Raw genomic sequence first — 24392 nt, forward strand, 5'->3', positions numbered from 1 at the left:
GCTTGCGAGAGTAAAGTTAGCTAGTCAGCGAAAAGCCTGCAAATTTGCAGGCTTTTTTATTGCTGAATTAACTTTTTATATTTGGCAGGGGGTATTTGTAAAATAGCGTTGAACTCATTGTTTAGGTGAGATTGATCGGAAAACCCGCACTCAAGGGCGAGTTGTGCCAAGCTTAGCTGTGGGTTTGCTTTTATAAGTTGTCTGGCTTGCCTGACTCTGTAAATACGTGCTAGGTGTTTGGCAGTGATGCCACAGGTGTTTTTAACGTAGCGCTCTAATTGCCGCTTACCTTTAGGGGGGTGCTCGTAAGCAGTACTTAGTGGGGTAAGATTGATTATTTTATGGATCAGTTTTTGTGTGTGCTCAATAGCCTAATGGTGTATTTTTGGTGCATTGAGGTGCGCCGACAACAAATCAATAAACGAATCTAAGTTAGCATATTGGTCAAGCGCCTGTGCTAAACCTGTTAAGGTTGCAGGCGCCACAAGCGAATGATTTACCTTTTGTAAATGGGCAAGTCCAGCGGGTTTAAACCGGATCCCACAAAAAACGGAGTCAGCAGTAAACGTTATTTTTGCTGACTGTGTTGATATGGTTTGCATGAAATAGGGGAATTTAATGGTTTTCCAGCTAAATTAAGACGCCCAGATAGCAAAAATATAACGCCTTTTGCGCCATCGCAGGGGAGCCAACTCTCCCCTGAAGATTGGGCGCTTGCAAACCAAACTGCTTGTACATAATCAGCGATATCGCCCGTTGGGCTGTAAATAGTTTATCGTTCATTAAACTCGACTGTCGGTTTAAACATTTTCACCATACGATTCCAGCTATTTATAGCATTAATTGCTACGGTGAGGGTAACTAAACTTGATTGATCAAATAATGCTGAAAGTGTTTGGTAAAAGTCATCATCAATGTTCTGTGACAAAGTCAACTTCTCGCAAAGCGCTAATGCAGCACGTTCTTTATCGTTATAAAGTGGCGTGTCTTGCCACGCATTGAGGGCAATAATGCGGTTAATGCTCTCGCCATACTCCAGTGCTTGTTTGCTATGCATGGCTAAACAATACGCGCATTGGTTTAACTGTGACGCTCTTAGTTTTAGCAGCTCCCAAATTGTCACTCCAAAGGTAGCCTCGACTTTCTGTTTGATCAGTACTTCTTGATCAATCAAGTAGGTCATTAACTCGGGTTCGATATTAAAGTAATTCGCTCTTTTCATAATAGTTCCAAATCGATAAATAACTACTAGCTAGTTTATTGACGGATAAATAAAAAGAATTGTAAAAAAACGACTTTTTGATTTGTTTTTAGTGTAGTCGTACCTCGCTAAAGACTTATCATACTATTACACAATAATAAAACGGTATAAGTCGCTGATATATTATATTTACACCCTAAAATTAGCGAATTTCAATACTAATTTAGCTCTTAAGCTTTAAAAAGCTCACATCGACAATGACGTTAATTTACTTTTATTTAACAATCAACTTTATTTGTAATATAAATGATCCTAATATAAGTGCGCAAACGATAATTATTAACCGTTTGTACTTAAGTGCAGGATTCGCATTTTACAAAACACCATTCAAGGAATGGCATAAATTGGAGCAAAAGAATGAGCGTTATGACAACACTGATACAACGGAAAAAGACTTTGTTTTTACTTCTGTTATCTACTTGTAGCTTTGCTACATTGGCAGAAAATTGTACAACTATGCCCACCTCAGGTGGGATTTACTCTGTAATTAACCGTGGCTCTAGCTTGGCATTAGATGTAAATACGTCTGATACTAGTGGCGCACCGGATGTAATTAGCTATCAATATTGGGGTGGTGCAAACCAGAAGTTTGCTTTCACTAAAGGCAGTGATGGTTACTGGACTATTCGTTCGCAACATAATAACCAAGTACTTGATGTACTCAATTCGTCACAGTCTAATGGCGCTAATATTGTGGTGTATGACGATTGGCAAGGTGATAATCAGCGCTGGCAGCTGAAGGTGTCTTCATCGGGTGGCTTTAATATTGTTAATAAACTTACGCAAAAGTCATTAACTGTGGCGGGTTCGCAAAACGGTGCCAATGTGTATCAAAATGATGATGCGGGTGGCAGTTCACAGCGCTGGTATATCAACCCTGTTTCAGGTAGTTGTGGTAGCAGTAGTGGTGGCGGTCAAACAACAGCTGGTTTAATTGGTTTTGCAGCACAACCAGGTAATGATGGCCTTGCAACTACAACCGGCGGCGGTAATGTATCTCCTACTATTGTAACTAGCTGCAGTGCGTTAACAGCCGCATTAAACTCAATATCAACTGCGGTTATTCAAGTTCCTAACAATACAACGATTAACTGCCATACGGCAAACCGAACTGTTGCAGCATGTCCACTCGATTGTGGCACATGGGGCGATTACGGTAAAACCTGGTATCGCTTACCGGTTGGTAACCAAAGTTGTAGTGAATTAGGTAGCAGCTCCAACAACACGGTTAACGTTACACGTAATGACTCTCGTCTTCGTGTTCGCTCAAATAAAACCCTTGAAGGATTAGGGAAAAACTCAAAAATCATCGGCGCAAGCTTAGTGATCAGTAATGATCGTAATATCATCATACGTAATATTTTACTTGAAGATATTAACCCTGCATTAGTTGAAGCCGGTGATGCTATTTCTGTTGATGACAGTAGCCACATCTGGATTGATCATATGGCGTTTAATAAAATTAGTGACGGTTATATTGATATTGGCAATAGCCAAAATGTCACTTTAAGCTGGAACCGCTTTTATGGTTATAATACGCAAGTGTGTGCTAACCAGCATTGGTATACGCATTTATTCAAAAACTCCCAAATAACGGCACATCATAACTTTTGGGATACAGCGGCAGGGCGCAACCCTAAAGTAGACGGCTACAATTCACGCGTTCATATGTTTAATAACTATTGGAAAAACATTACTTATTTTGCAATTAGTGCAGGTAATGGCGCTGAAGTATTAGTAGAAAACAATTACTTTGAAAACAGTGCAAAACCACATTGGAACCAAGGCTCAGGCTACTTTAGCGCGTCAGGAAATGTGTATACTGGTGTGTCAGCAACCGATCAATATCGCGACAATGGCGCTAACATCTTTAACGATATTCAGTTATACCCATACAGTTTAGACAATGCCAATAGCTTAGGCAGTCAAGTTGATGGCGGTACAGGGCCGCAGTAATACACCCAAACCACCTAAAAATGCAAAAAGCCCTCAATTTAGAGGGCTTCATCACATTGCTTGTATTACGCGTTAGATTTTACCATCAGGCACGATGCGGTAAATTCCCATACCATCAATACCCAGATATAAATCGCCATTAGGGTGGGTTGCAATACTGCGCACGCGGCCAGCACCTTCAAATAGCTTGCTGTGACCCGTTACTTTATTACCATCAAGTTCAACCAATACTAAGTGTGCAAACTTCATAGCGCCAACAAGCACATGACCTTGCCACTGCGGGTATTTGCTACTTGTAACAAACTCCATCCCAGAAGGCGCGATAGAGGGCACCCACACCCAATCGGGTTGTTGCATACCTTCGCGGCTTGTTTCATCAGTAATTTTGGTACCAATGTAATTAATGCCGTGAGTTACTTCTGGCCAACCGTAGTTAGCGCCTGCTTTAATAATATTGATTTCATCACCGCCGCGAGGGCCATGTTCATGACTCCAAATGATGCCCGTTTCTGGGTGCATTGCCATGCCTTGTGGATTCCTGTGGCCGTAAGAGTAAATGCTCTTACGTGCATTTGGCTGGTTTACAAATGGGTTTGATTCAGGGATTGAGCCATCGCTATTAATACGGTGAATTTTACCCGCATCGTACTCTAGGCTTTGTGGGTGAACATCACGCGCGCCGCGATCACCAATCGAAAAATATAAGTAACCGTCTTTATCAAATTCAATCCGTGAGCCGTAATGTTTGGTGGTTGTAGTGTTTGGCGCACCATCAAACAACAACTGTGTATCGGTTAGCGTCATGTCTTTTAACTTAGCACGCATGATTGAGGTATTATAACCCTCTTCATCACCTTCATAGCCTGAGTAAGAAAAGTAGATCCAGCCATTGTCTTTAAAGTTAGGATCAAGCTCGATATCTAATAAGCCGCCTTGACCTTCCGCATGCATGTTAGGCAGCCCTGCAATTTTTTGTTCTAGCAGTTTGCCATTACGAATTAGCCTAAGCTCACCAGCGCGGTCTGTTACTAATAAATCTTGCTCGTTAAGCCACGCCATTCCCCAAGGAATATTTACCCCTTGAGCAACTAATTCAAGCTGATACTTATCAGCGCTTTTAGCGACAGAGATTTCTTGTTCCGCTTGCTGCACACACGCCTGCAAGGTAGATAAACTGACCATAGCAATAGCTAAACTGGTGTAAAAAGACGTCTTCATGATGACTCCAATTTTTTAAACACGATGTAAATAGAGTAGCGTGTTAATAGTTTAATTGTTATTAACATTTACTAAAGTGCGACTATTAGTAGAAAAAGCGGGATAAAAGTCGAGTTATTGCTGTTTCAAGTTTCGTCGTAGGAGATAGCTTAAGCTACGAATAAAAAATGATGGCTTCGTGCGGCGGGCGACGAGCTACGGCACAATCCTAGTACCTAGTCACTTCCTAGAACCTAGCCACTTTATATTGTAGGTCGTCCTTTAGGGCGAAAAAGTGAATATCACCACCGAGAGCACAAAGGCGCTTCGCGCTGCACAGAGGTTAAATATTGGAAGTAGGAGCAGGCTTTAGCCACGAAGGGTTTAACAGCAGTGATAAGTTAACCTGCGTAGGCGCCAAGCTTGCTGGCGCGCGAGGTTTGGTTGGCTAAAGTGCAACGATAAAACCAATGGGGACGTTTAAATTGTAGGTCGCCCTTTAGGGCGAAAAAGTGAATTTCACCACCGAAAGCACAGAGGCGCTTCGCGCTGCACAGAGGTTAAATAGTGGATGTAGGAGATGGCTTTAGCCACGAAGGGTTTAACAGCAGTGATAAGTTAACCACCGTAGGCGCTAAGCTTGCTGGCGCGCGAGGTTTGGTTGGCTAAAGTGCAACGATAAAACCAATGGGGGCGTTTAAATTGTAGGTCGCCCTTTAGGGCGAGAAAGTGAATATCACCACCGAGAGCACAGAGGCGCTTCGCTACACAGAGGTTAAATAGTGGATGTAGGAGATGGCTTTAGCCACGAAGGGTTTAACACCAGTGATAAGTTCACCACCGAGAGCACAGAGGCGCTTCGCTGCACAGAGCTTAAATATTGGTTGTAGGAGATGGCTTCAGCCACGAAGGGTTTAACTCCAATGTAAGGGTTAACCACCGTAGGCGCTGAGCTTGCTGGCGCGTGTAACTTTTGGTCATTGCTTGCTAACTTGTCGCTTTCAAACTCGCTAACTGTTTAAAGAAACCTTATTCAATGTTTTTTGCCAGATTGCTGGCAGCAACCAAGGGGCGGCTGCCGCCGGTCGCCCCTTGGAACCCCTCGGCGCCCCGAGCATCACGCTTAATCCTTCAATGCGTAATTGATGTGAACGTAAACGGCGAAGATAGGCCAACTTACACATCCTTGTACGCTCCCCAGTTCGGCCATCCATGGCCTCTCGTTCAAAGCTGCGCTTTTCACCCATGGCCTAGTTTCGCGTTATCGCGCATTGCCTACATGGATGTAGGTACTTAGGATTTGTCGGGAACAAAATCCTGCCATGCGCGATATTACTCATCAATTACTTATTTTCAGGGCGTGATGACGGGGGAAGGTTGTTAAACGTGAGATTAGAGTTTGCTCAAGGCAAGACAAAAGGTCTTCCTCAGTACATTTCTATGAGATCTATTGAAGAATTATATTTACCTGACTTTGTATGGCACTATATAAAAAATATATATTTAAGAGGGAATTTGATGGCCGATATAAATGACTTTGATTGGAGCACACCGCCAAATCGTAAGATAGATGAGTACTTTTCCGCTGATAAGTTAGATAGAGCTAGATACGCAACATTTCTCACAAGATTATTAATTCAAGAAGGTTTTGACGAAAATAGGCCGCAAGAAGAGCAAAAGAGAAACTACGTATTAAACTTAAATGCCGAGTGGGGCGCAGGTAAAACATATTTTCTCAAGCGCTGGTCGCAGGAACTCAAAAACTTTCCGGTTGTTTATATCGATGCTTGGCAACAAGATTACTCAGACGATCCTTTTCTAACAGTTATTGCTGGCATTATTAAGCAGCTTAGTGCGCAGGCAAATTTCGCTATTACTATTCCGAATAAAGCTGCGTCGATATTTAAAGCGGTTGCACCCGCCATTGCACAGGGGTTAACGAAAAAAATAACTGGTATCGATTTAAATGAGTTAAATACATTATTATTTTCAGATGATGAAGGTGGAGAAACTGAGAATGTAGAATCTAGCAAACAAAATAGCTCAGCTTTTTCACCCGCAGTTAAAGCTCTTGCTCAGAACCTTATTAAAGAGCATGAAGCGAAAAGTAAAAGCATCGAGGTAATAAAGTCTAAGCTAGCAGATTGGGTCAGTAAATTTGAGCAGCAGGAAGGTAAAGAATTACCTATTTTTGTCTTTATCGATGAGTTAGATCGTTGTCGCCCAAGTTATGCTGTGGAAATGCTCGAAACTATAAAGCATATATTTGATGTTAAAGGTATCGTATTTGTTGTGGCAACAGATACTGAGCAACTCCAACATACAATTAAGTCAGTTTATGGAGAAGGGTTTGATGCTAAGGTATATTTAGGTCGATTTTTTAACAGCCGCTATAGTTTAAAACGACCTGCACTAAGTGATTTTTTAAATGTGCATGCTGACAGAACAAAGTTTGATCCAGAATATCTCAAGAGCAGAAATATTCAAATCTTGCCTCAGACTGAAAAAGCTGAAACTGCGTTCGCTAATATTTCAGTTGTATTAGATGCTTTTCAAGTATCTGCGAGAGCTGCGATTCAAATTACGGAGCGTATTACAGCAATTATTGCTAATTTACCAAGCGGCAAAAAAGTTGATATTCTTGTTTTAGCTACTTTGTTCTGTATCTATGAAAAAGATCATCCATTGTACGAAGAGATCATAAGTGGACGATTTAAACGAGAAGGGAAAAATGACAAAGGTGAGCCTAGAAAAATTAGTCTAAGTGAGTTCCTAGAGGGACAAATTTTAGATATTTATGCTTCTACTGAACTTTTATATTTTATAGACCCTGAAATTTACACTACTAGATTCTATATTAGCAATATGACCTATCAAAGAAATGATTACTGTAAGGGAAACTACCCAGTATTATTATCTGAGTTTATAGAAAAGATTTTTTGTAAAATTTTTAATGGCTTTGAAAGTGATTTTGACTTCTTATATGCGGGTTTTGAAGACAGAATTTCTGAATTAGAAAAAGCTGAAAGGGAATTAGCTAACATTCTTTCTGGAATTTCTCAAAAAGTAACAATCCCCTGGGTAAACTATATTTATATCAAAGACAAATATGATCAAATTACTAAAGAACATTATCGTGATTTTGTAGAGCTATCTTCGCCGTTAGATTATATGGGAGATAGTTAATAAGCATGATAATTGACAATCTCTGTGTAGCGCAGCGCCTCTGTGCCCTCAGTGGTAAAAATCACCCCCTACACATCTTTACCCCATCTCCCGCATGTTTAAGCGCTATGATCTGGCCTTGGCTGTTGTGGGCCATGGCGAGCATGTCGCCTTTCATTATATTGCTCTCTATAGCGTGTTTGGTTTTTAAGTTATTCAATAGCGAGTCTTTTATTTGAATGAGTACTTCGCTGTGGCAGCTGGCGATGTACCAGTCGTTATCCACTTTTACTAATTGCCCGTATTCTATATAGCGTTGTTGGTGTAGGCGCAGGTCGGCGGCGAGTTTGTCATCGAGTTGTTGTTTTTGGCGGGTTATCTCACTTGAATAACTGCCCGCATTATCTACTTGGTGTACTTCTATAAAGTGGTAACTGCTTTGCTGTACGGCAAAGGTGTTGTTAAGTGTGTGTTGTTGTTCTGTGGTGTTATCTGTGGTATTAAACACGGTAAAGCCCAGTACTACTAGAGCGCAGGCGAGGCCGGTCATTTGCAGGGGTAATAAAAATCGAGTCGGCTTTTTATTAGCTTTTTGATTCGGCATTTGCGTAAACAATGCCTGTTGTTCTGGCGTCAGTGTGTGGCGTTTTTTACGCTCACTAAAATGCTGGTTAAGTTGCTGCTCAAACTGTTCGTTATGCTTGTTCATGGTAGCCTCCTAATAATGTTTTTAAGTTTTGTTTTGCATAACGTAGCCGCGTTTTTACGGTTTCATGATTGCTTTGGGTGATCTGTTGTATGTCTTCAAGCGAAAAGCCTTCTTGCTGTAAGCTGAGCGCTTCGCGTTGTACAAAGCTTAGTTGCATTAAAGCGTGGTTAAAGACTTCGTAATCAAAGCTTTGCTGAGTATTAGGTGCTGCAATTGCAGTATCGTCTTCTAATTCTACAAAACGCTGTTGTTTGCGAAACTCATCGATTAACGCATTACGGGCAAGGCGGAACAACCAGGCTTTCGGGTTGTCTTGCGGTTGATAATAATGGCGTTTTTCCATCACTTTTAACCATGTTTGTTGGCTTATATCAAAGGCGAGTTGCTCATTACTTTGCGTGACTAAGTAATGATATAAATCGTTGCCAAACAAAGTAACGAGTTTAGTTAAGTGGCGATTGTCGCCACTTTTTGCGTAGTCAGCCAAGTAGTCGTTACTGGGCTGACTAATAAACCATGACTTTAAGCTTGTAAGCATAGGCACCCTTATCCGTTAATGAGCTTTTATTGCGTTTGGTCTAACTTAAAATCAAGTTGTACACTTTGCCCAGTTTGCATTTGTGCTACGCCATCAATCACTTTTGGGCGGTATTTCCAGCGTTTAATTGCCCGTAGTGCTTCACGGTCGAAAATGCGTTTTGGTTCTGCGTCAGTAACTTGTGCATCTATTACTTCACCGGTTTGAGATACATTAAAGCTTAATTGTACCCAGCCTTCAATGCCTTCTCGTGCGGCAATGGGCGGGTATTTAGGATTTATACGTACTATGGGGGTCGCATCACCGGTTGGTCGCTGTAAGTTAGCTTTTATATCGCCACCTATTTTATCAATACTTATATCTGGCGTTATTGCGGTTGTTACTATATTAGTATCAGTACTTGGCGGTGTACGCGGCGGCACTTTAGGCGGCGTTTGCATTTTAGGTGGCGGCGGCAAGGTTTGCTTGTGCTGCACTTTAGAATCTTCTGGTGCTTGGAATATTTCTACAATGATGCTGTCATCAATAAAGCTTGGCGCGCGTTGCTCGCCACTAATTAAGTACTGCATAAATGCAAATGCCGCAAAGGTCATGGCTGCACCGCCAACAATGGCCGTTGATGTTTTTAAAGCATGATTAGTGTGTGGTAAAGCTACTGTTTGCATAAGCAAATCCTCGATAAGTTAAGTGGTATTCATCACTAAAACGTGCGCTAGATTAAAAAGGGGTGAAATATTTTTAAAAAGTTTCGTGTTTGCTTATGGGCATTGGTTACAATGGCGGCTGTGAATTTTGGTTTTTATTTTATTAGGCAGTTATGCAACTTATTCAAATTGATAAAGCTCGTTATCGTAAGCATTTAAACCGCGTTATTATCGGCTGCGGCTTGGCGTTGGCTATTGGCAGTTTAGCAATCTCACAACTACTAATCGCGTTATTCCCTGATGAAAGTGGCAGTCATTTTCATTGGAATTTAATAGGTGTAGTTATTACTAGCCTAACAATTGGCTGGGCGCTGAATAAATACCGCACACATGAATATATGACCGAAGTGGTGTATGTGTGGGATCTCAAACAAGCATTGAATAAAATCACCCGAAAAATGGCAAAATTAAAAGCGGCGGGGCGAGAGGGAAATCCTCAAGCATTGTTAGCAATTCATTATAGTTATGCTGGCTCGCGGTTATTATGGCAACTAGACGATAACACTATCACCATGGATGAATTAGCTATTAAGCAAGCTGAGCTTGACAGTGTGGCGGCTAAGTTTAATGTGACGTTAAATGTTGATGATTATGATGATGTTATTTTGAAGCAATTTTAGTTGCCTTTTTGTTTCTAAAATGTGTAAAGTAGCGTTCGCTTTATAATAAAAAACTTAAAAGGAACTTTAATGACATTAAACAAGCTTTGCCTAGGTGCTTTGCTAACGATTTGTACTTTTTCATCTAATGCAAACGATGTTAATTTTTCAATCGGTGGCGGCTACCCTTACTTTGTTATACCAGAGGTATCATTATCAGCAGCACAAGGTACACAGCGCTGGTATGCTAACTATAAAATAGGCTTAGATGATGGTTTTTCTGTCGGGTTTGAACATGCGCTAACGAGCGATAAAAAGCATGCTTTAGGCTTAGTTGTTGGCGCCATTGGTGCACAAGATGATGGTCGTGAGTGTTCGGATACTGATGATAAAGACATTGGTGAGACATTTGGTAATATTTTTGGCTGTGCACTATCAGGTATGTTTGATACAGAAACGACTAACGGTGTAGGCGTGAGTTATAGTTACCTTTTTAGTGGTTTAAATGAAGGCGGTTGGCGCGTTCGTTTTGAATTAGGCTACGGTGAAGGCAGCAACAGTAATGAAAAACGCGCTGATGGTGGCGTGAGTATTAGTTACGAATTTTAATAATTGCATTAGCTTATATAGGCTTTAGTGATAAATTAAAGCCTACCTCTACCTTGTAATACATAGTGAGTCATCTGATGTAACTGGTTATTTAATTCCTCTTACTAGCACCGCAAATTCCAACCCTGCTTGGTAAATACTACCTGAAAATAGACAACCCACTTGATGGTCGAGCCAGACTTATACCTCTATGCAGCTGTGATTAGTTAGCTGTAAAATCACATTTCATTCAGTTAAATGTAAACGCAGTGGGTGGTGTTTACGTATCACGATGATCAATGCTTAATGATGTTAGATAGGAATCATATGAATAAAATTAACCACAGAAAACTATTAAACAGTAAATGGACGGCCGTTTCACCCGTCAATAAAGAAAAGCATTTTATGATTACCGATATGGAGTTTGATGAAGAGGGCGTTGTTATCAGCTGTGTTATTGAAGCGGTGATGTCAAAGCGTTCGATGGAAATAAATTGGCATGATTTAAAAGATCAACAGCGCTGGTTACAAGGTTGGAAGTAACCTTGGTATGCAGGTTTTAATTTTATTGGTATCTTATGAATGCATGTTGATGCTAGTGGATGAAATTTAATCATGAAAAAAATACTGATCGTTTGTTTAGGTAATATTTGCCGCTCACCGACTGCGGAGGCGGTGTTAAAGGCTAAAGCATTACAGCGTGGATCACAGTTTGAAATTGACTCAGCGGGTACCGCAGGCTACCACATTGGTAATCCTCCCGATAAACGCTCGCAAGCGGCGGCACTTAAACGTGGCTATAGCTTTGAGGGGATACGTTCACGACAAGTCAACGCTCATGACTTTGAGTACTTTGATTTGATCCTCGCTGCAGATAAAGCCAATTTAGCTGATCTAACTGCACTTTGTCCGGCGCATTTGCAGTATAAGCTGTCGTTATTTTTAGCTTATGGAACCTGCGTTGATGAGATCCCCGACCCTTATTATGGTGGCGAAAATGGTTTTGAACAGGTACTTGATTTAATCGAGGATGCCAGTGACAAAATACTCGATACCTTACAAAAATAGCCCAGTCATGCTGGGCTTAAAACGTGTTTATAAACAGTATTACAAACACTGATGTTATTAGTAATTACGTGTATTTACCTGCCAATTTTAAAGTCTAGCTGCACTTGAGCTTTTGCAACCACTGCTTTTCCGTCTTCAAACTTAGGGGCATAACGCCACTTTTCCATTGCTTTAATAGCTTCTTGTTCAAATGCTTCACCACCTTCAGATTTAATGATGGTGATATTTTTTACAAAGCCAGCGGTGTTAACGTCAAACTCCATTTGCACTGAACCATCTTGCCTAAACCTTGCTTTACTATCTGGGTAGTTAGGTTCTTGACGATAAAGTGGGGTTTGTTGCTGGTTTTCTTGCCACGGCACCATTTTAGCTATAGCTAAACAATGTTTGGTCGCTTCGTCACTTTTACCTGTTTTTTCATAAAGGTGAACTAATTTAGAGTGAGCGCTAAGCTCTGTTTCATGATCGAAGCTAAGCGCATCATCAAATACACTTACAACTCGATTTAAACGCTCAATCGCTTTAGAATATTGTCTTTTACCTTCTGCAAAAGCGGCAACTAAAAAGTCAGCTTTGATCCGCTCTACTGAGTTCTCAGGTAAGTTTTGGCTGTAAAACTCGTCTGCCTCAAGTAGGTAACGTTTGGCTTGGTTGTATTTCTTCCCTTGAAAGCCATACGCTAATCCTTGTGCAGCAGCCAGTTTCATATCTGCTACTAATTTTGGGACTTTTTGGACTGCAGCGATTTCAATAACTTGTTTGTATAGGGCGTCGGCTCTATTTACCGAATCAGTATTGGTTGCCATACCAAGCAATGCATCGATGAGTTCAATGCTACTTGTTGGATGATTAGCCGCTAAAATAGTGTAAGCCTGCTCAAACAAGGTAAAACGTTTTTGTTTGTTTTCTGCAGGGTATTGATGAAGCTCATTAGCATAGTTTATGGCTAAATTTGCAGTGTTATCTGATTTATCTCCATAGATTTGCTTACCTAGCAAATAGGCTTGTTCAGCTTTATCTTCTGCGCCTTTGCCTTGTTGCTGTGCATTAAGGTATTGCTGGTAAACTATTTTAAATTGACTATGTATAGATTCATCGGCGTGACTATAACCAGAATAGGTGATGGCAAGACAAAGTAGTAAAGAGGATGCTTTCATAATGTTCCTTATTATTATGTTTAATTAAATTCTACCAAATAGGTACAACTATGTCATTGATTTAGAGTATCGAGTAAGAATTTTGTTTTTGGTGGGGTGGAATTGTCGATTTAGCGCAGGGCAATGCTTGAATTGCGAGTAACTGCCTCAATATAGTTATTACTCATTGCGGTGTTGTATTATTTTCAATGCAGTTTATTTTTGTGATATTATCACGTTTGCATTATCGCATTACTTTTTAATTTTGGATTTGTCGTGGCGCAAGTAAGAGCTAGAGTCCAGCTAAATGTTGGCAAAAACAGTGATATACCCGCAGAAATCGTGTCATTTAGCGATTTAAAAGATGGCCAAGAGCATGTTGCTTTGGTGTTTAATCGTGCTGATAGCGAGCAGTCTGTGCCGCTTATTCGTATGCATTCTGAATGTTTAACCGGTGATGTATTTCATTCATCACGGTGTGATTGTGGTGAACAACTCAACGAATGTATTGAAATGATGCATCAACAAGGTGGTATTTTACTTTATTTACGCCAAGAAGGGCGTGGTATTGGTTTATACAATAAAATTGACGCCTATGTATTGCAATCACAAGGTATGAATACCTATGAAGCAAATAATCATTTGGGCTTTGCTGATGACTTACGTGACTTTTCTGACGCGGTATTAATGCTAGAAGCGATGGGGTTGGCTCACGTAAAGCTGATGACCAATAATCCTAAAAAGCTTAATGCCTTGAAAGATGCAGGTATTGAAGTTGAATCAGTGGTTGGCACGCATGCACACATTAAAGCTGGTTTAGCGGGCAATAAAGCATACCTAGAGACGAAAATTAAGCATGGTGCGCATATGTTAGATATAAAGAAGATTAAAAAACCGTAATTTTAAGCTGTCGTCTATGTAATCCCATCCAACGCCGAGTTATACTCGGCGTGTTTTGTTGTTAATTTAAGAGCAAGTATGTCAATTGAATTACGAGTATTTAAGGCCGATGCAGGGCTGAAATGGTTTAAAGCAGGCTGGCTTATTTTTAAAACTCAGCCTTTTACCTTTATTTTTATGCACTTATTTATAGGTATTATTGGTTTACTATCGCTATTTTTACCTTTTTTACAAATTATAGCAGCCATTGCCACGCCATTTTTAACTGCGGGGTTTTATCAAGCGGTGATCACCAAACAGCAAGGCGGCAAAATTATGTTGGCCGATATCCTAAAACCGTTTACCGCCAAAGGTAATCGCATGGGGCTGCTTCGTTTAGCGCTTTATCAAATGGCGGCCGGTGTATTGATGGCTTTGTTAGCTGCTGGCTTATTTGCTGAAGCTGTTGAGATTATGAGTAATCCGAATGTCGATCCTAACATTGCCTTGCAGCAAGTAATTGATAGCATCTCGATGGCAAATTTGGCGCTGTTTTTAATTGCGTTATCGGTGTATTTAACGGCTTTTTCTTATGCAGTGCCGTTGGTTTATTTTAATCAACAAAAACGTATTTTTGAGGTGCTAAAAAGCTCACTTATGGTGTTTTACCACAACATGGCACCATTGAGTGTATATGGGGCAATTACTGCAGGCTTGATGATGCTTTCAATGTTTTTATCATTCTTGCCGCTGTTGGTTTTAATGCCAATTTGCTACATTAGCTTTTTTGTTTCTTATCAAGCTATTTTTATGCCGATCGTACCGCCTGCAGAGGCAGAGCCTGTTGCGCCGCAGCATAATGATCAAAGCGGTCGTTTTGACGCATAATGGCTGAAGAAATGGATGAAGCATTACAAAAGAAGTTAAAAAATTATGTACTTTGGTTACTCGGGCGCCAAGAATATTCGCGTCGAGAGTTAACCCAAAAATTACAGCAAAAAGAGGCGACGCCTGAATTTATCGAAGCTTTATTAGATTGGTGTGAAGAGCACAATTTTATAAATGAGCAGCGTTATGTTGAAGGTTTTGTACGTCGCCACATTGCTAAAAAACATGGCTTAAAACGTATTCAAAGCGAAGCCATGGGCAAAAGGATTGACCGAGCACTGTTAGAAAGTGTGATTGAATCATTCGAAATTGATTGGTTTGGGTTAGCGCAGGATGCGTATTTAAAGAAGTATTCAAATTCACAGGACGACTTCGATCACAAAGAAAAAGCTAAGCGCGTGCGCTACTTAATGTATCGAGGGTTCAGTTACGAACAAATAGATTTTGCAATGCAAGCACAGTAAAAATGGGTGAGACGTTCACATGCAGCACATGACTACCGCACAGATCAGGCAACAGTTTTTAGATTTTTTTGCCTCTAAACAACACCAAATTGTTCCATCAAGCTCGCTTATTCCGGGTAACGATGCGACGTTATTATTTAATAACGCCGGCATGGTGCAATTTAAAGATGTATTTTTAGGCGCTGAAAGCCGCCCTTATAACCGCGCAACTAGCTCACAACGTTGTGTGCGTGCCGGTGGTAAGCATAACGATTTAGAAAATGTAGGCTACACAGCACGCCACCATACATTTTTCGAAATGTTAGGTAACTTCAGCTTTGGTGATTACTTTAAGCAAGACGCGATTAGGTTTGCGTGGCAGTTTTTGACTGACGTTGTAAAACTGCCAAAAGAAAAACTGCTCGTTACTATCTATCATGATGATGAAGAAGCATTTGGTTATTGGGCTAACGAAATTGGTTTGCCTGAAGATCGCATTATTCGTATTGCTACTTCAGATAACTTCTGGTCAATGGGTGATACTGGCCCGTGTGGTCCATGTTCTGAAATTTTTTATGATCATGGCGAACAGATTTGGGGCGGACCTCCAGGCTCACCTGAAGAAGATGGCGACCGCTTTATTGAAATTTGGAACTTGGTATTTATGCAGTATAACCGTCAAAGCGACGGTACGATGGAGCCGCTTCCTAAGCAGTCTGTTGATACAGGTATGGGTCTTGAGCGCATTGCTGCAATTTTACAAGGCGTGCATTCAAACTACGAAATCGATTTATTCCAAGGCTTAATTAAAGCAGCTGCAGAAGTTACCAATGCACAAGATATGGATGATAAATCACTGCGCGTAGTGGCGGATCATATTCGTTCATGTGCGTTTTTAATTTCTGATGGGGTTATGCCATCAAACGAAGGCCGTGGTTATGTACTGCGCCGTATCATTCGTCGTGCAGTTCGCCATGGTAACAAGCTTGGCGCACAAGGTTCGTTCTTCTATAAGTTAGTTGCTGCGCTAATCGAGCAAATGGGTCAAGCGTATCCAGAGCTTGCAAAACAGCAAGAAATCATCGAAAAAGTACTGCGTATTGAAGAAGAGCAGTTTGGCAAAACTCTTGAGCGTGGTTTAGCTATTTTAGAAGAAAGCCTGACTGAGTTAACTGGCGATGTGATCCCAGGTGAATTGGTATTCAAATTATATGACACCTATGGTTTCCCTGCCGATTTAACCGCAGATGTAGCGCGTGAGCGTTTTATGACGATTGATGAGCAAGGCTTCCAAGAGTGCATGGCTGTACAGCGTAAAACTGCACAACAAGCTGGTAAATTTGGTGCTGACTATAACCAGCAATTAAAGTCTGACAAACACACTGACTTTAAAGGCTATGACGCAACGCATTATAGTGGCACTGTGATTGAAATGTTCGCACAAGGTGAAGCTGTATCAGTACTTGAAGATGACCAACAAGGCATTGTGGTACTAGATCGCACACCGTTTTACGCTGAATCTGGTGGCCAAGTTGGCGACACCGGCACATTAACGGTAGCTGGCGGTGAGTTTACAGTAACTAACACTACTAAACTTGGTAATGCATTCGCGCATCACGGAACAGTGATGGGCCGCATTGGTGTGAATGATAAAGTTGACGCTAACATTGATGATAAGCGCCGTGATCGTGTTAAAAAGAATCATACAGCGACGCATATTTTACACGAAGCACTACGTCAGTTATTGGGCGATCATGTGTCGCAAAAAGGTTCACTCGTAGACCCTGAACGTTTACGTTTTGACTTCTCGCATTTTGAAGCAGTCACGAAAGCTGAACTACGTGAAATTGAGCGAGTTGTGAATGACGAGATCCGTCGTAACTTTGCACTAAATACTGAGCTGATGGCAATCGATGCCGCCAAAGAAAAAGGTGCAATGGCGTTATTTGGTGAGAAGTACGATGATGAAGTTCGCGTAGTGACTATTGGTGATTACTCTATAGAACTGTGTGGTGGTACTCACGTAAATCGTGCTGGTGATATCGGTTTATTCAAAATAGTTTCTGAGAGCGGTATTGCTGCCGGTGTGCGCCGTATTGAAGCGGTAACAGGTGCTGATGCAATTGCTTATGTAAGTGAGCAAGAGCAACACCTAAACGACGTAGCGGCTCTTGTTAAAGGCGACAGCGCATCAGTACTTGAAAAAGTAACTGCCTTGCTTGAAAAGTCAAAAGGGCTTGAAAAACAAATAGCACAGCTAAGCGACAAGCTAGCCAGTGCTGCGGGTGCATCATTAATTGATTCAATTGTTGAAATTAACGGTGTTAAATTACTTGTGGCAAACGTTGAAGGCACTGAATCAAAAGCCTTACGCGGCATGGTTGATGACCTTAAAAACAAGATTGGCTCAGGTGTTATTGCACTTGGTGTTGCTGATGGCGACAAAGTAAGCTTAATTGCTGGTGTGACTAAAGACTTAACTGGCAAAGTGAAAGCCGGTGAGCTGGTAAATCACATGGCATCACAAGTTGGTGGTAAAGGCGGCGGTCGTCCTGATATGGCGCAAGCTGGTGGCTCTGAGCCGCAAAATTTAACTGCAGCACTTGATAGCGTAACCGCTTGGTTAACTGAGCGTACTTAATAGCTCAGTATGTAAAGTTTATTTAACACTTTAGGAGGCTCAATTGAGTCTCCTAAAGTGTTTATTCTAAATCTGCATTAACAGCTAAGCTACGTCCTAAATTTATAGCTAAAACGGCATACCTTACTAAATACACACTACCGCATTTTTTATTGCCACTGGATTTACCTTAATTACGAAAAAACTCGGAACTATCCCCATAAACTCTCCACAGCGATGATAAAACTAATTTTTATTGAAACTTTTTCTCGATAACTGCGTCCAAATAGTTAAGATTAATCATAACTTTGAAAAAATAGGCTATGCTTATATCGACTACCGTTATAGTGCACAGAAAAGATTTTAGTAACTACTTGAAGTATTAAATGACAGCCACCATTATATTAACAGTAAAGAAATTTCTGTTGGTTGCTCAGTTACTAAAGTCGCCATTGAGGCAGTGACTATGAAATCATATCCTAGTGTAGTAAGTTTGTTTTTATAGATTAACGTAAACACGTATCAAGATCTGATATTAAAATATTAGTTTGAATAGATGAAACATACTTAGAATTGGCAATAGGCGCATTATAAAGAGTTTTTTTAACAGAAAATGAATCGATTTAGAGTTTTTACTTACTATTAAGGCTTATTTTCTTTAATATACAGACGCGGAATCTTTTAATTTATTGGAATACGGGAGCAAGAGAATGCTAATACTAACTCGTCGAGTAGGTGAAACCCTAATGATTGGTGACGAAGTAACTGTCACTGTACTAGGTGTTAAAGGAAATCAAGTACGTATTGGTGTTAATGCACCTAAAGACGTTTCGGTACACCGTGAAGAAATTTACATGCGTATTCAAGCTGAAAAGTCTAACCCGAATCCGGGCAATGCTTAATCAATTTAATTGATATGAAAGAGCCACTATTTAGTGGCTCTTTTTTTTATGTATTCAATAATCTCATCACTCAGTACGCTGTTTGAAACGTACTGCATGCCGCGACGACTTTTTAAAATAATACCGCGAACAGTAAAAATTACTTCATCAATATCTTGCCATGCTAGCTGATAGCTTTTATGTGGGTTTTCGCTTTTAAAACCGCTTTCATCAATAGTTAACGTTGCCTCAGAGCCTGATGCTCGACTAAGCATTTGCCGCGTTACCCACCAAGGCCTGCGATAATAAAAAGCAACACATTCAAGTACTGCGGCCATGATCAAGAAATTTCCTAAATAGTGTTTTTCTAACCAATAAATAGCTGTAAGTCCTAAACTAACCAATAATACTAAAAAAACATATTTCGGCTTTGCTTGTGCGCTGTAAGGCAGAGACTCATCAAAACATTCGTAAAAGTAGGGTTTATCTAATGTATAAGTGGTGCTAAATGACATGATTAATAAATTCAGGATTACTGTGCGGTTATTTTAGCAAGCTTAGTCGCAAAAAGCCGTTCTTTTAACTGTTCATTTGTTTGTTACTATGAGAGCTTAAGATCTATTTGCGTGATAGGGGATGGTGATGTTTAGTTTAATTGGTTTGACTTGGGCGCTGTCCAGTAATGCGTTTTTGGTGATGGGGGATATGCCATATACTCCAATTGATGAAATGAATTTAGCGCCAATAGGAGCTTTGGGTAAAAAAATAAAAACGACTGAGCATGCTTTTTTGATCCATGTTGGCGATATGAAATCCGGTTCTGAGCCTTGCACCAATGAGTTGCTTGAGAAGCATAAACAGTTACTTACCTCTTTAACTACGCAGCCATTTATTTACACCCCCGGTGACAATGAATGGACTGATTGCGACCGCAAAAATTTAACTCCTCGTTATGATGAATTAGAGCGCTTGGTATTTTTAAAAACCTTGATGTTTGATGATAAATACCTTGAAAAAGCCAATACCTTAGTTGATTTTCAGCAACAGCCTAGCATGCACGAAAATGCGCGTTGGCGGTTCGCTGATGTAGAGTTTATAACGCTGCATATTGCAGGCACCCACAATGGCCGTCGAGAGGTGCTAAAAAGTGATAAACAACTTGCTTATCAACAAGCTGATACAAGAGACGGCAACAACCTTAACTGGTTAGCGCAAGCAAACTCAGCAGCCAAAGGTTATGTGATTGCTTTTCAGGCGGATATTTACACCCATCAAACAGCACAACCAGCATGCAGTAAAACTCAGCCAGAACAGTGTGATGGTTTTAAAGTGTATCGCGATGCTTTGGCGGAATTTGCAAATACAGTAAAAAAGCCGGTATTAGTGATCCACGGTGATACAGGCCCTTATTGTCAGCAACCATTATCACAAAATTTAACGCGACTTAATGTACCCGGTGATTTTATGTTTAGTGACATTGCCAAAGTAAGTCTGGTGCAACAAGATACAGATGTAACTTGGCAGATCAGTAGCTTAAAAAGTGGTAAATCACTTAAGCGGATCTGCCGTTAATGTTCGGCTAAGCCGGCATCGGTCATCAGGTTTTCAAGTTCGTCTTGCAGCTCAAAAAGCTCAGGCTCAATATAACTTAAATCACAATCGCCTTTTAACGCGGTTTCCAGTGCTTCAGCGAGTGCCTTGAGCTTGGGTACGCCAGTGTAACAACAAGCACCGTGAAATTTATGAATAATACTTAGCACATGTTCGCAATCTTGGCTGGCGGTTGCTTCTTCAAGTAGTCGCAGGGTTTCTGGCACACTGAGTAACAACATATTAAGCATTTCAAGCGCCAGTTCGTTTTTACCGCCGGCACGTTGCAGTGCTAATGGCCAATCCAGTGAAGAGCTTACAAAAGGAGGCTCAATAGCAACTAGCTCATTGCGGCTTTTGTCTCGTCGCAGCGGTGATTGTGGACTATGATCACTGATAATTTGTTTCAGCATATCTTCATCAATAGGTTTAGTTAAATACCCTTTAAAGCCATCGGTAATAAGTTGCTCTTTCTCGCCTGCTAAGGCGTGTGCTGTGACTGCAATAATAGGGGTATCTTCGTTTAAGGATGATTCTAGGATCAGTTTACAGGCGGTAATACCGTCCATAATTGGCATTTGAATATCCATAAAAATAATGTCGTATTTATGGCTTTTGCTCAAACTATAGGCTTGTGAGCCATTATGAGCGGTATCGATAGTTTCAATTTGCTCTTCTAATAAAGTACAAAGTAACTTTAAATTGGCATCATTATCATCAACGACTAATACTTTTAGCGGTAATAACTTTTCGTCATTTTCTTCAATATTGTGTACGGGATGATCGAGTCGATAAGGTGCTGCAAGCACTTCACAGAGCTTGCGGTGGTTCAGCGGTTTACTTAAACACGCATCTGCACCACAGCCAATATATGCTTCGCGCATATTATGCGATACCGAATTAAGCATTAAATACAGGTAGTCAGTCGATTCACGGACTGCTTTGATATAGCTTTTTAAGCGTTGCATTTCGTCAACTGCGGCAACATGACCAATAATACAAATATCGTAATTAAACTCTTTGTTTAACTCTTGTAAAAAGGTTTCTTGGTCAAAGCACGCAGTAACCCTTGTTTGCCACTCGGTGAGTAAAGAGAGCACCGCATTATGGGTATGTTCATGCGGTTCTAGGTATAAAATACGTTTATTTGCAAGAGATCTACTTGGTAAGTCGCTGTTATAAATATGGCTTGGAAGCCTAAATACACCATTAAAAGTAAAGCAGGTGCCGTTACCAGGTGCTGAGTTTAAGGTAATGCGGCCACCCATGGTTTCAACTATGTGCTTGGTAATAATTAAGCCAAGGCCTGTGCCACCAAATTTACGGGTAATGCTTGAATCAGCTTGGCCAAAAGGAGTGAACAAGGCATCTTGTTTATCCATTGGAATGCCAACGCCTGTATCGGTTACCGACACTAACACTGAGGTCCGTTCTTCATCAAGTAAACGATGGCCAACATCAATTTTAATTGAGCCTTTTTCAGTAAACTTAATTGCATTACTAATCAAGTTGATCAGAATTTGTTTAAAGCGGGTCGGATCACCAGTAATGTTATCAGGTACTAGTGAGTTGATATAAATCGATAGCTCTAATTGTTTTTCATGCGCACTGGGAGCCAGTAGCGTAAGTACTTCGTTTATTGTGTCACGTAGTTGAAATTGAATGGACTCAAGTTCCATGGCGCCTGCTTCAAGCTTCGAAAAATCTAAAATATCGCTGATGATAGTCATTAAACTATTGGCTGAGAGTTCGATGGTATCGAGGTAATCTTTTTGGTGTTTATTTAGCGGTGTTTTATGTAATTGACGAGTAAAGCCAATGACACCATTAAGTGGTGTGCGTAGTTCGTGACTCATTTTCGCTAAAAAGTCCGATTTTACGCGGTTGGCGTCTTGGGCATCGGTTTTAGCAATACTGAGCTGAATATTTTGTGTTTCGTATAATTCTAACGACTCGCGCAAGTCACTGGTCGCCTGATCGATGTGCTTTTGCATTTCATCTTTTTGCATCACCATAGTATCAGAAATGGTGTTTAGCCCTTGGCGTAATAATTCAAACTCGCCCATCATCGGAGCGGTTAGGCCGGTTTCTCTTTTCCCTTCGATTAATTTGTCGGTAGCCAGTACTAACTTATTTAATGGGGTCATAAACATATGGCTAAGCCTGATGGCTAAAATAGCCGCCAACACTAAGGCTAAAATAATGACAATACCGCTGACTAGTAATGCCTGTTGCTGACCAATAATCGCTTGGTCTTTGTTGAGCTGAATAACCACAGTGCCAAGGGATGTTTGAAACGTTGCATTATTCCACTGTGCGTCTGGCGTTGAGTGGTTGATGATCGGCGTAAAAAATGTAATTAAGTGGTCGCTGGGCACTACTTTGGTGTTTTTTCCTGCTTGCAAGTACTCACTGTGCAGTAGATCATCAAAGTCACGGTGATAGTTACTGGTTAATACCAGTTCATTATGCTCGTCAAAAATGGCGATGGTTTTAATTGCTGGAGAGTGTTTATTATGCGCATGGCTGATCAAACGGTTTAGTAGCTGTTTATTTTTTGCTAATAATGGCTGTTCAATGGCAATCGACAGGGGCTCGGAGATAGTCGCACCTTGCTGATATAAAATTTCATCAAGCTCAATGTAACGATTTATTGTAAAATAGCCGCCAAGTAGTAATCCGATAATCACTGTGGGAATAAGTGTTAGCGTTAAAACTGAGTCGCGCAAACCAAGTTTAGTCATAAGTGAACGTTGTTATCATTATTAGTTAGTTAAAGAGTATATACTTATAAGCTAGTAATCAATCACCCTCGTAGAATCAATATTTAAGGTGTTGCCCGATGGCGCAGTTTTTCCAAGCAAAAAAGAAAACCCTTTCTGGACAGTCGTTAACTTTAGCCATTTCAGGAATGGATCATCAAGGTCGGGGGATTGCCAAGCATAATAATAAAGTGTGCTTTGTTAGCGGTGCACTGACAGGTGAAACGGTTAAGGCCAAACTAACCGAAGATAAAGCTCGTTATAGCGCGGCTAAAACGATAAAAGTTGAGCAGGCCAGTGAAGCACGGGTTAAACCGTTTTGCGAACATTATCAACAATGTGGTGGTTGCCAATTACAGCATTTGCGACTTGACCAACAATTAGTTGAAAAGCAAGTGGCGGTGAGCCAGCTGTTTTCAAAGTTTGCCAAGCTTGATGCAATGAACTGGCAAGCCCCGTTATTGAGCGAGCCGACGCACTACCGTCGCAGTGCGCGGTTAGCGGTGATGTTTGATAAAACCGCAAAAAAAATGCGGGTTGGTTATCGCGCGCAAGGTTCTAAACAAATTATCAGTGTGCAGCAGTGTGCAGTACTGAGTGACGATTTTGCCGCAATTTTTACTGTTTTTGATCAGTTATTAAACCAATATGGCGAACTTCGCAGTGTTAGCCATATACAATTATGCCAAGCAGATGAGCAAAATTTTGTGGTGATCCGCCACACTAAAAGCATCAGTGATAAGCTAAAAGCAACTATTGAGCAGCAGGGGCTTGATCATCAGTGGCAAATTATATGGCAAGGAGATACTCAGCAAATTAACCACAGCCATTTACCTATGCCGTTTTATAGCTTACCTGAGCTTGGACTAAAATTTACGTTTGGGCTGGAAAACTTTATTCAAGTCAATGCGCAGGTAAATCAAGCTATGCTTTCTCAAGCGGTTGACTGGCTTAGTTTAAAAGGGGACGAACAGGTACTAGACCTATTTTGTGGGATTGGTAACTTCGCTTTAGCGCTGGCAAATAACGCAAAAAGCGTAATTGGTGTTGAAGGAGTGGCTTCTGCGGTTGCAATGGCGGCGCAAAATGCGCAAACTAACCATATAGCCAATGCTCATTTTCATTGTTTTGATTTAACACAAACAATGCAGCAAGCTCCGTGGTTTAGTAAAGAGTTGAATGTATTAGTACTGGACCCTTCACGTACCGGTGCCTTAGCTATTTTAGAGCAACTGCCTCTGAAGCAATTTAAAACGATTTTATATGTATCTTGCGACCCTGTGACTTTAGCCCGTGACAGCGCAATTATTACGCAAGCTGCATTTTCACTTGAAAAAATAGGGCTAATGAATATGTTTCCACACACGGGGCATATCGAAACGATGGCGTTATTTCAACGGAGGTAGAG

The 24392-nt window shown here is 40.8% G+C and carries 22 protein-coding genes; 13 read left to right on the forward strand and 9 right to left on the reverse strand.

Annotation, left to right across the window (positions count from 1 at the left end; translation table 11 throughout):
* Positions 1 to 56 precede the first annotated feature (56 nt).
* Together H5187_RS25180 and H5187_RS08380 are read right to left on the reverse strand one after the other, a co-directional pair.
* Entirely contained in the window at positions 57 to 368 is a 312-nt protein-coding gene (locus H5187_RS25180) for a helix-turn-helix domain-containing protein (protein WP_182761018.1), read from the reverse strand.
* 404 nt (positions 369 to 772) lie between these two features.
* Positions 773 to 1222, reverse strand: a complete 450-nt coding sequence (locus tag H5187_RS08380) for a carboxymuconolactone decarboxylase family protein (protein ID WP_182718015.1) — start codon at positions 1220 to 1222, stop codon at positions 773 to 775.
* Between the two features lie 405 nt (positions 1223 to 1627).
* Between H5187_RS08380 and H5187_RS08385 the strand changes: the two genes are divergently transcribed.
* Entirely contained in the window at positions 1628 to 3217 is a 1590-nt protein-coding gene (locus H5187_RS08385; RefSeq protein WP_259399683.1) for an RICIN domain-containing protein, read from the forward strand.
* A gap of 72 nt (positions 3218 to 3289) precedes the next feature.
* Here H5187_RS08385 and H5187_RS08390 read toward each other — a convergent pair whose 3' ends face one another.
* Positions 3290 to 4435: a PQQ-dependent sugar dehydrogenase gene (locus tag H5187_RS08390; RefSeq protein ID WP_182797714.1), complete on the reverse strand. Its 1146-nt coding sequence runs from the start codon at positions 4433 to 4435 to the stop codon at positions 3290 to 3292.
* Between the two features lie 1365 nt (positions 4436 to 5800).
* Between H5187_RS08390 and H5187_RS08395 the strand changes: the two genes are divergently transcribed.
* Positions 5801 to 7600 carry a P-loop NTPase fold protein gene (locus H5187_RS08395; protein WP_310737090.1) on the forward strand — a complete coding sequence of 600 codons (1800 nt, stop codon included), beginning with the start codon at positions 5801 to 5803 and terminating at the stop codon, positions 7598 to 7600.
* Positions 7601 to 7661: 61 nt separating this feature from the next.
* On the opposite strand, the gene H5187_RS08400 is transcribed toward H5187_RS08395, so the two are convergent.
* From H5187_RS08400 to H5187_RS08410, 3 genes are read right to left on the reverse strand one after another with little or no spacing between them, the layout of a single operon-like run.
* Entirely contained in the window at positions 7662 to 8288 is a 627-nt protein-coding gene (locus H5187_RS08400; protein ID WP_182797715.1) for a hypothetical protein, read from the reverse strand.
* Positions 8275 to 8826 carry an RNA polymerase sigma factor gene (locus H5187_RS08405; protein ID WP_182739898.1) on the reverse strand — a complete coding sequence of 184 codons (552 nt, stop codon included), beginning with the start codon at positions 8824 to 8826 and terminating at the stop codon, positions 8275 to 8277. The genes H5187_RS08400 and H5187_RS08405 overlap by 14 nt, the downstream gene beginning before the upstream one ends.
* A gap of 26 nt (positions 8827 to 8852) precedes the next feature.
* A complete protein-coding gene (locus H5187_RS08410; protein ID WP_182759493.1) occupies positions 8853 to 9491 on the reverse strand; it encodes an energy transducer TonB in 639 nt (212 codons plus the stop codon).
* A 152-nt stretch (positions 9492 to 9643) separates the two neighbouring features.
* Between H5187_RS08410 and H5187_RS08415 the strand changes: the two genes are divergently transcribed.
* The 4 genes from H5187_RS08415 (at position 9644) to H5187_RS08430 (ending at position 11785) form a co-directional block, all read left to right on the forward strand.
* Positions 9644 to 10150, forward strand: coding sequence for a DUF3087 domain-containing protein (locus tag H5187_RS08415; protein ID WP_182739897.1), 507 nt, complete (start codon positions 9644 to 9646; stop codon positions 10148 to 10150).
* A 69-nt stretch (positions 10151 to 10219) separates the two neighbouring features.
* Positions 10220 to 10738, forward strand: a complete 519-nt coding sequence (locus H5187_RS08420) for a hypothetical protein (protein ID WP_182718024.1) — start codon at positions 10220 to 10222, stop codon at positions 10736 to 10738.
* Positions 10739 to 11044: 306 nt separating this feature from the next.
* Positions 11045 to 11260, forward strand: a complete 216-nt coding sequence (locus H5187_RS08425; protein WP_149981694.1) for a TIGR02450 family Trp-rich protein — start codon at positions 11045 to 11047, stop codon at positions 11258 to 11260.
* Between the two features lie 72 nt (positions 11261 to 11332).
* Positions 11333 to 11785, forward strand: coding sequence for a low molecular weight protein-tyrosine-phosphatase (locus H5187_RS08430; protein ID WP_145240896.1), 453 nt, complete (start codon positions 11333 to 11335; stop codon positions 11783 to 11785).
* A gap of 74 nt (positions 11786 to 11859) precedes the next feature.
* Here H5187_RS08430 and H5187_RS08435 read toward each other — a convergent pair whose 3' ends face one another.
* On the reverse strand, positions 11860 to 12942 hold the full coding sequence (locus H5187_RS08435) for an energy transducer TonB (RefSeq protein ID WP_182739896.1): 1083 nt from the start codon (positions 12940 to 12942) through the stop codon (positions 11860 to 11862).
* 255 nt (positions 12943 to 13197) lie between these two features.
* Between H5187_RS08435 and ribA the strand changes: the two genes are divergently transcribed.
* The 5 genes from ribA (at position 13198) to csrA (ending at position 18653) form a co-directional block, all read left to right on the forward strand.
* A complete protein-coding gene (gene ribA / locus H5187_RS08440) occupies positions 13198 to 13821 on the forward strand; it encodes a GTP cyclohydrolase II (protein WP_145240900.1) in 624 nt (207 codons plus the stop codon).
* Positions 13822 to 13899: 78 nt separating this feature from the next.
* Entirely contained in the window at positions 13900 to 14688 is a 789-nt protein-coding gene (locus H5187_RS08445) for a BPSS1780 family membrane protein (RefSeq protein ID WP_149981689.1), read from the forward strand.
* Positions 14689 to 14699: 11 nt separating this feature from the next.
* On the forward strand, positions 14700 to 15152 hold the full coding sequence (locus H5187_RS08450) for a regulatory protein RecX (protein ID WP_182718042.1): 453 nt from the start codon (positions 14700 to 14702) through the stop codon (positions 15150 to 15152).
* Positions 15153 to 15171: 19 nt separating this feature from the next.
* Positions 15172 to 17772, forward strand: coding sequence for an alanine--tRNA ligase (gene alaS, locus H5187_RS08455; protein ID WP_182797716.1), 2601 nt, complete (start codon positions 15172 to 15174; stop codon positions 17770 to 17772).
* Positions 17773 to 18461: 689 nt separating this feature from the next.
* The gene (gene csrA, locus H5187_RS08460; RefSeq protein WP_004587515.1) at positions 18462 to 18653 is read left to right on the forward strand and encodes a carbon storage regulator CsrA; all 192 of its coding nucleotides are present in this window, start codon (positions 18462 to 18464) and stop codon (positions 18651 to 18653) included.
* A 26-nt stretch (positions 18654 to 18679) separates the two neighbouring features.
* On the opposite strand, the gene H5187_RS08465 is transcribed toward csrA, so the two are convergent.
* Positions 18680 to 19147, reverse strand: coding sequence for a YcxB family protein (locus H5187_RS08465; RefSeq protein ID WP_145240906.1), 468 nt, complete (start codon positions 19145 to 19147; stop codon positions 18680 to 18682).
* Between the two features lie 127 nt (positions 19148 to 19274).
* Here H5187_RS08465 and H5187_RS08470 point away from each other — a divergent pair, with 127 nt between their 5' ends.
* A complete protein-coding gene (locus H5187_RS08470; protein WP_182797717.1) occupies positions 19275 to 20204 on the forward strand; it encodes a hypothetical protein in 930 nt (309 codons plus the stop codon).
* On the opposite strand, the gene barA is transcribed toward H5187_RS08470, so the two are convergent.
* Positions 20201 to 22966 (reverse strand): two-component sensor histidine kinase BarA, encoded by a 2766-nt coding sequence (gene barA / locus H5187_RS08475; RefSeq protein WP_149981683.1) that lies wholly within the window; start codon positions 22964 to 22966, stop codon positions 20201 to 20203. The genes H5187_RS08470 and barA overlap by 4 nt on opposite strands.
* Positions 22967 to 23064: 98 nt before the next feature.
* Between barA and rlmD the strand changes: the two genes are divergently transcribed.
* Entirely contained in the window at positions 23065 to 24390 is a 1326-nt protein-coding gene (gene rlmD, locus H5187_RS08480) for a 23S rRNA (uracil(1939)-C(5))-methyltransferase RlmD (RefSeq protein ID WP_182718027.1), read from the forward strand.
* Positions 24391 to 24392: the final 2 nt, after the last annotated feature.

The sequence above is a fragment of the Pseudoalteromonas sp. SG44-1 genome, from assembly GCF_014164315.1.
Taxonomy (GTDB): Bacteria; Pseudomonadota; Gammaproteobacteria; order Enterobacterales; family Alteromonadaceae; genus Pseudoalteromonas; species Pseudoalteromonas rhizosphaerae.

What these genes read in the sequence shown, in the direction of transcription:
- H5187_RS08380 (WP_182718015.1), bottom strand. Translation starts at nt 1,222, where the DNA reads ATGAAAAGAGCGAATTACTTTAATATCGAACCCGAGTTAATGACCTAC.
- H5187_RS08385 (WP_259399683.1), top strand. Translation starts at nt 1,628, where the DNA reads ATGACAACACTGATACAACGGAAAAAGACTTTGTTTTTACTTCTGTTA.
- H5187_RS08390 (WP_182797714.1), bottom strand. Translation starts at nt 4,435, where the DNA reads ATGAAGACGTCTTTTTACACCAGTTTAGCTATTGCTATGGTCAGTTTA.
- H5187_RS08400 (WP_182797715.1), bottom strand. Translation starts at nt 8,288, where the DNA reads ATGAACAAGCATAACGAACAGTTTGAGCAGCAACTTAACCAGCATTTT.
- H5187_RS08405 (WP_182739898.1), bottom strand. Translation starts at nt 8,826, where the DNA reads ATGCTTACAAGCTTAAAGTCATGGTTTATTAGTCAGCCCAGTAACGAC.
- H5187_RS08410 (WP_182759493.1), bottom strand. Translation starts at nt 9,491, where the DNA reads ATGCAAACAGTAGCTTTACCACACACTAATCATGCTTTAAAAACATCA.
- H5187_RS08415 (WP_182739897.1), top strand. Translation starts at nt 9,644, where the DNA reads ATGCAACTTATTCAAATTGATAAAGCTCGTTATCGTAAGCATTTAAAC.
- H5187_RS08420 (WP_182718024.1), top strand. Translation starts at nt 10,220, where the DNA reads ATGACATTAAACAAGCTTTGCCTAGGTGCTTTGCTAACGATTTGTACT.
- H5187_RS08425 (WP_149981694.1), top strand. Translation starts at nt 11,045, where the DNA reads ATGAATAAAATTAACCACAGAAAACTATTAAACAGTAAATGGACGGCC.
- H5187_RS08430 (WP_145240896.1), top strand. Translation starts at nt 11,333, where the DNA reads ATGAAAAAAATACTGATCGTTTGTTTAGGTAATATTTGCCGCTCACCG.
- H5187_RS08435 (WP_182739896.1), bottom strand. Translation starts at nt 12,942, where the DNA reads ATGAAAGCATCCTCTTTACTACTTTGTCTTGCCATCACCTATTCTGGT.
- H5187_RS08445 (WP_149981689.1), top strand. Translation starts at nt 13,900, where the DNA reads ATGTCAATTGAATTACGAGTATTTAAGGCCGATGCAGGGCTGAAATGG.
- H5187_RS08450 (WP_182718042.1), top strand. Translation starts at nt 14,700, where the DNA reads ATGGATGAAGCATTACAAAAGAAGTTAAAAAATTATGTACTTTGGTTA.
- alaS (WP_182797716.1), top strand. Translation starts at nt 15,172, where the DNA reads ATGCAGCACATGACTACCGCACAGATCAGGCAACAGTTTTTAGATTTT.
- csrA (WP_004587515.1), top strand. Translation starts at nt 18,462, where the DNA reads ATGCTAATACTAACTCGTCGAGTAGGTGAAACCCTAATGATTGGTGAC.
- H5187_RS08465 (WP_145240906.1), bottom strand. Translation starts at nt 19,147, where the DNA reads ATGTCATTTAGCACCACTTATACATTAGATAAACCCTACTTTTACGAA.
- H5187_RS08470 (WP_182797717.1), top strand. Translation starts at nt 19,275, where the DNA reads ATGTTTAGTTTAATTGGTTTGACTTGGGCGCTGTCCAGTAATGCGTTT.
- barA (WP_149981683.1), bottom strand. Translation starts at nt 22,966, where the DNA reads ATGACTAAACTTGGTTTGCGCGACTCAGTTTTAACGCTAACACTTATT.
- rlmD (WP_182718027.1), top strand. Translation starts at nt 23,065, where the DNA reads ATGGCGCAGTTTTTCCAAGCAAAAAAGAAAACCCTTTCTGGACAGTCG.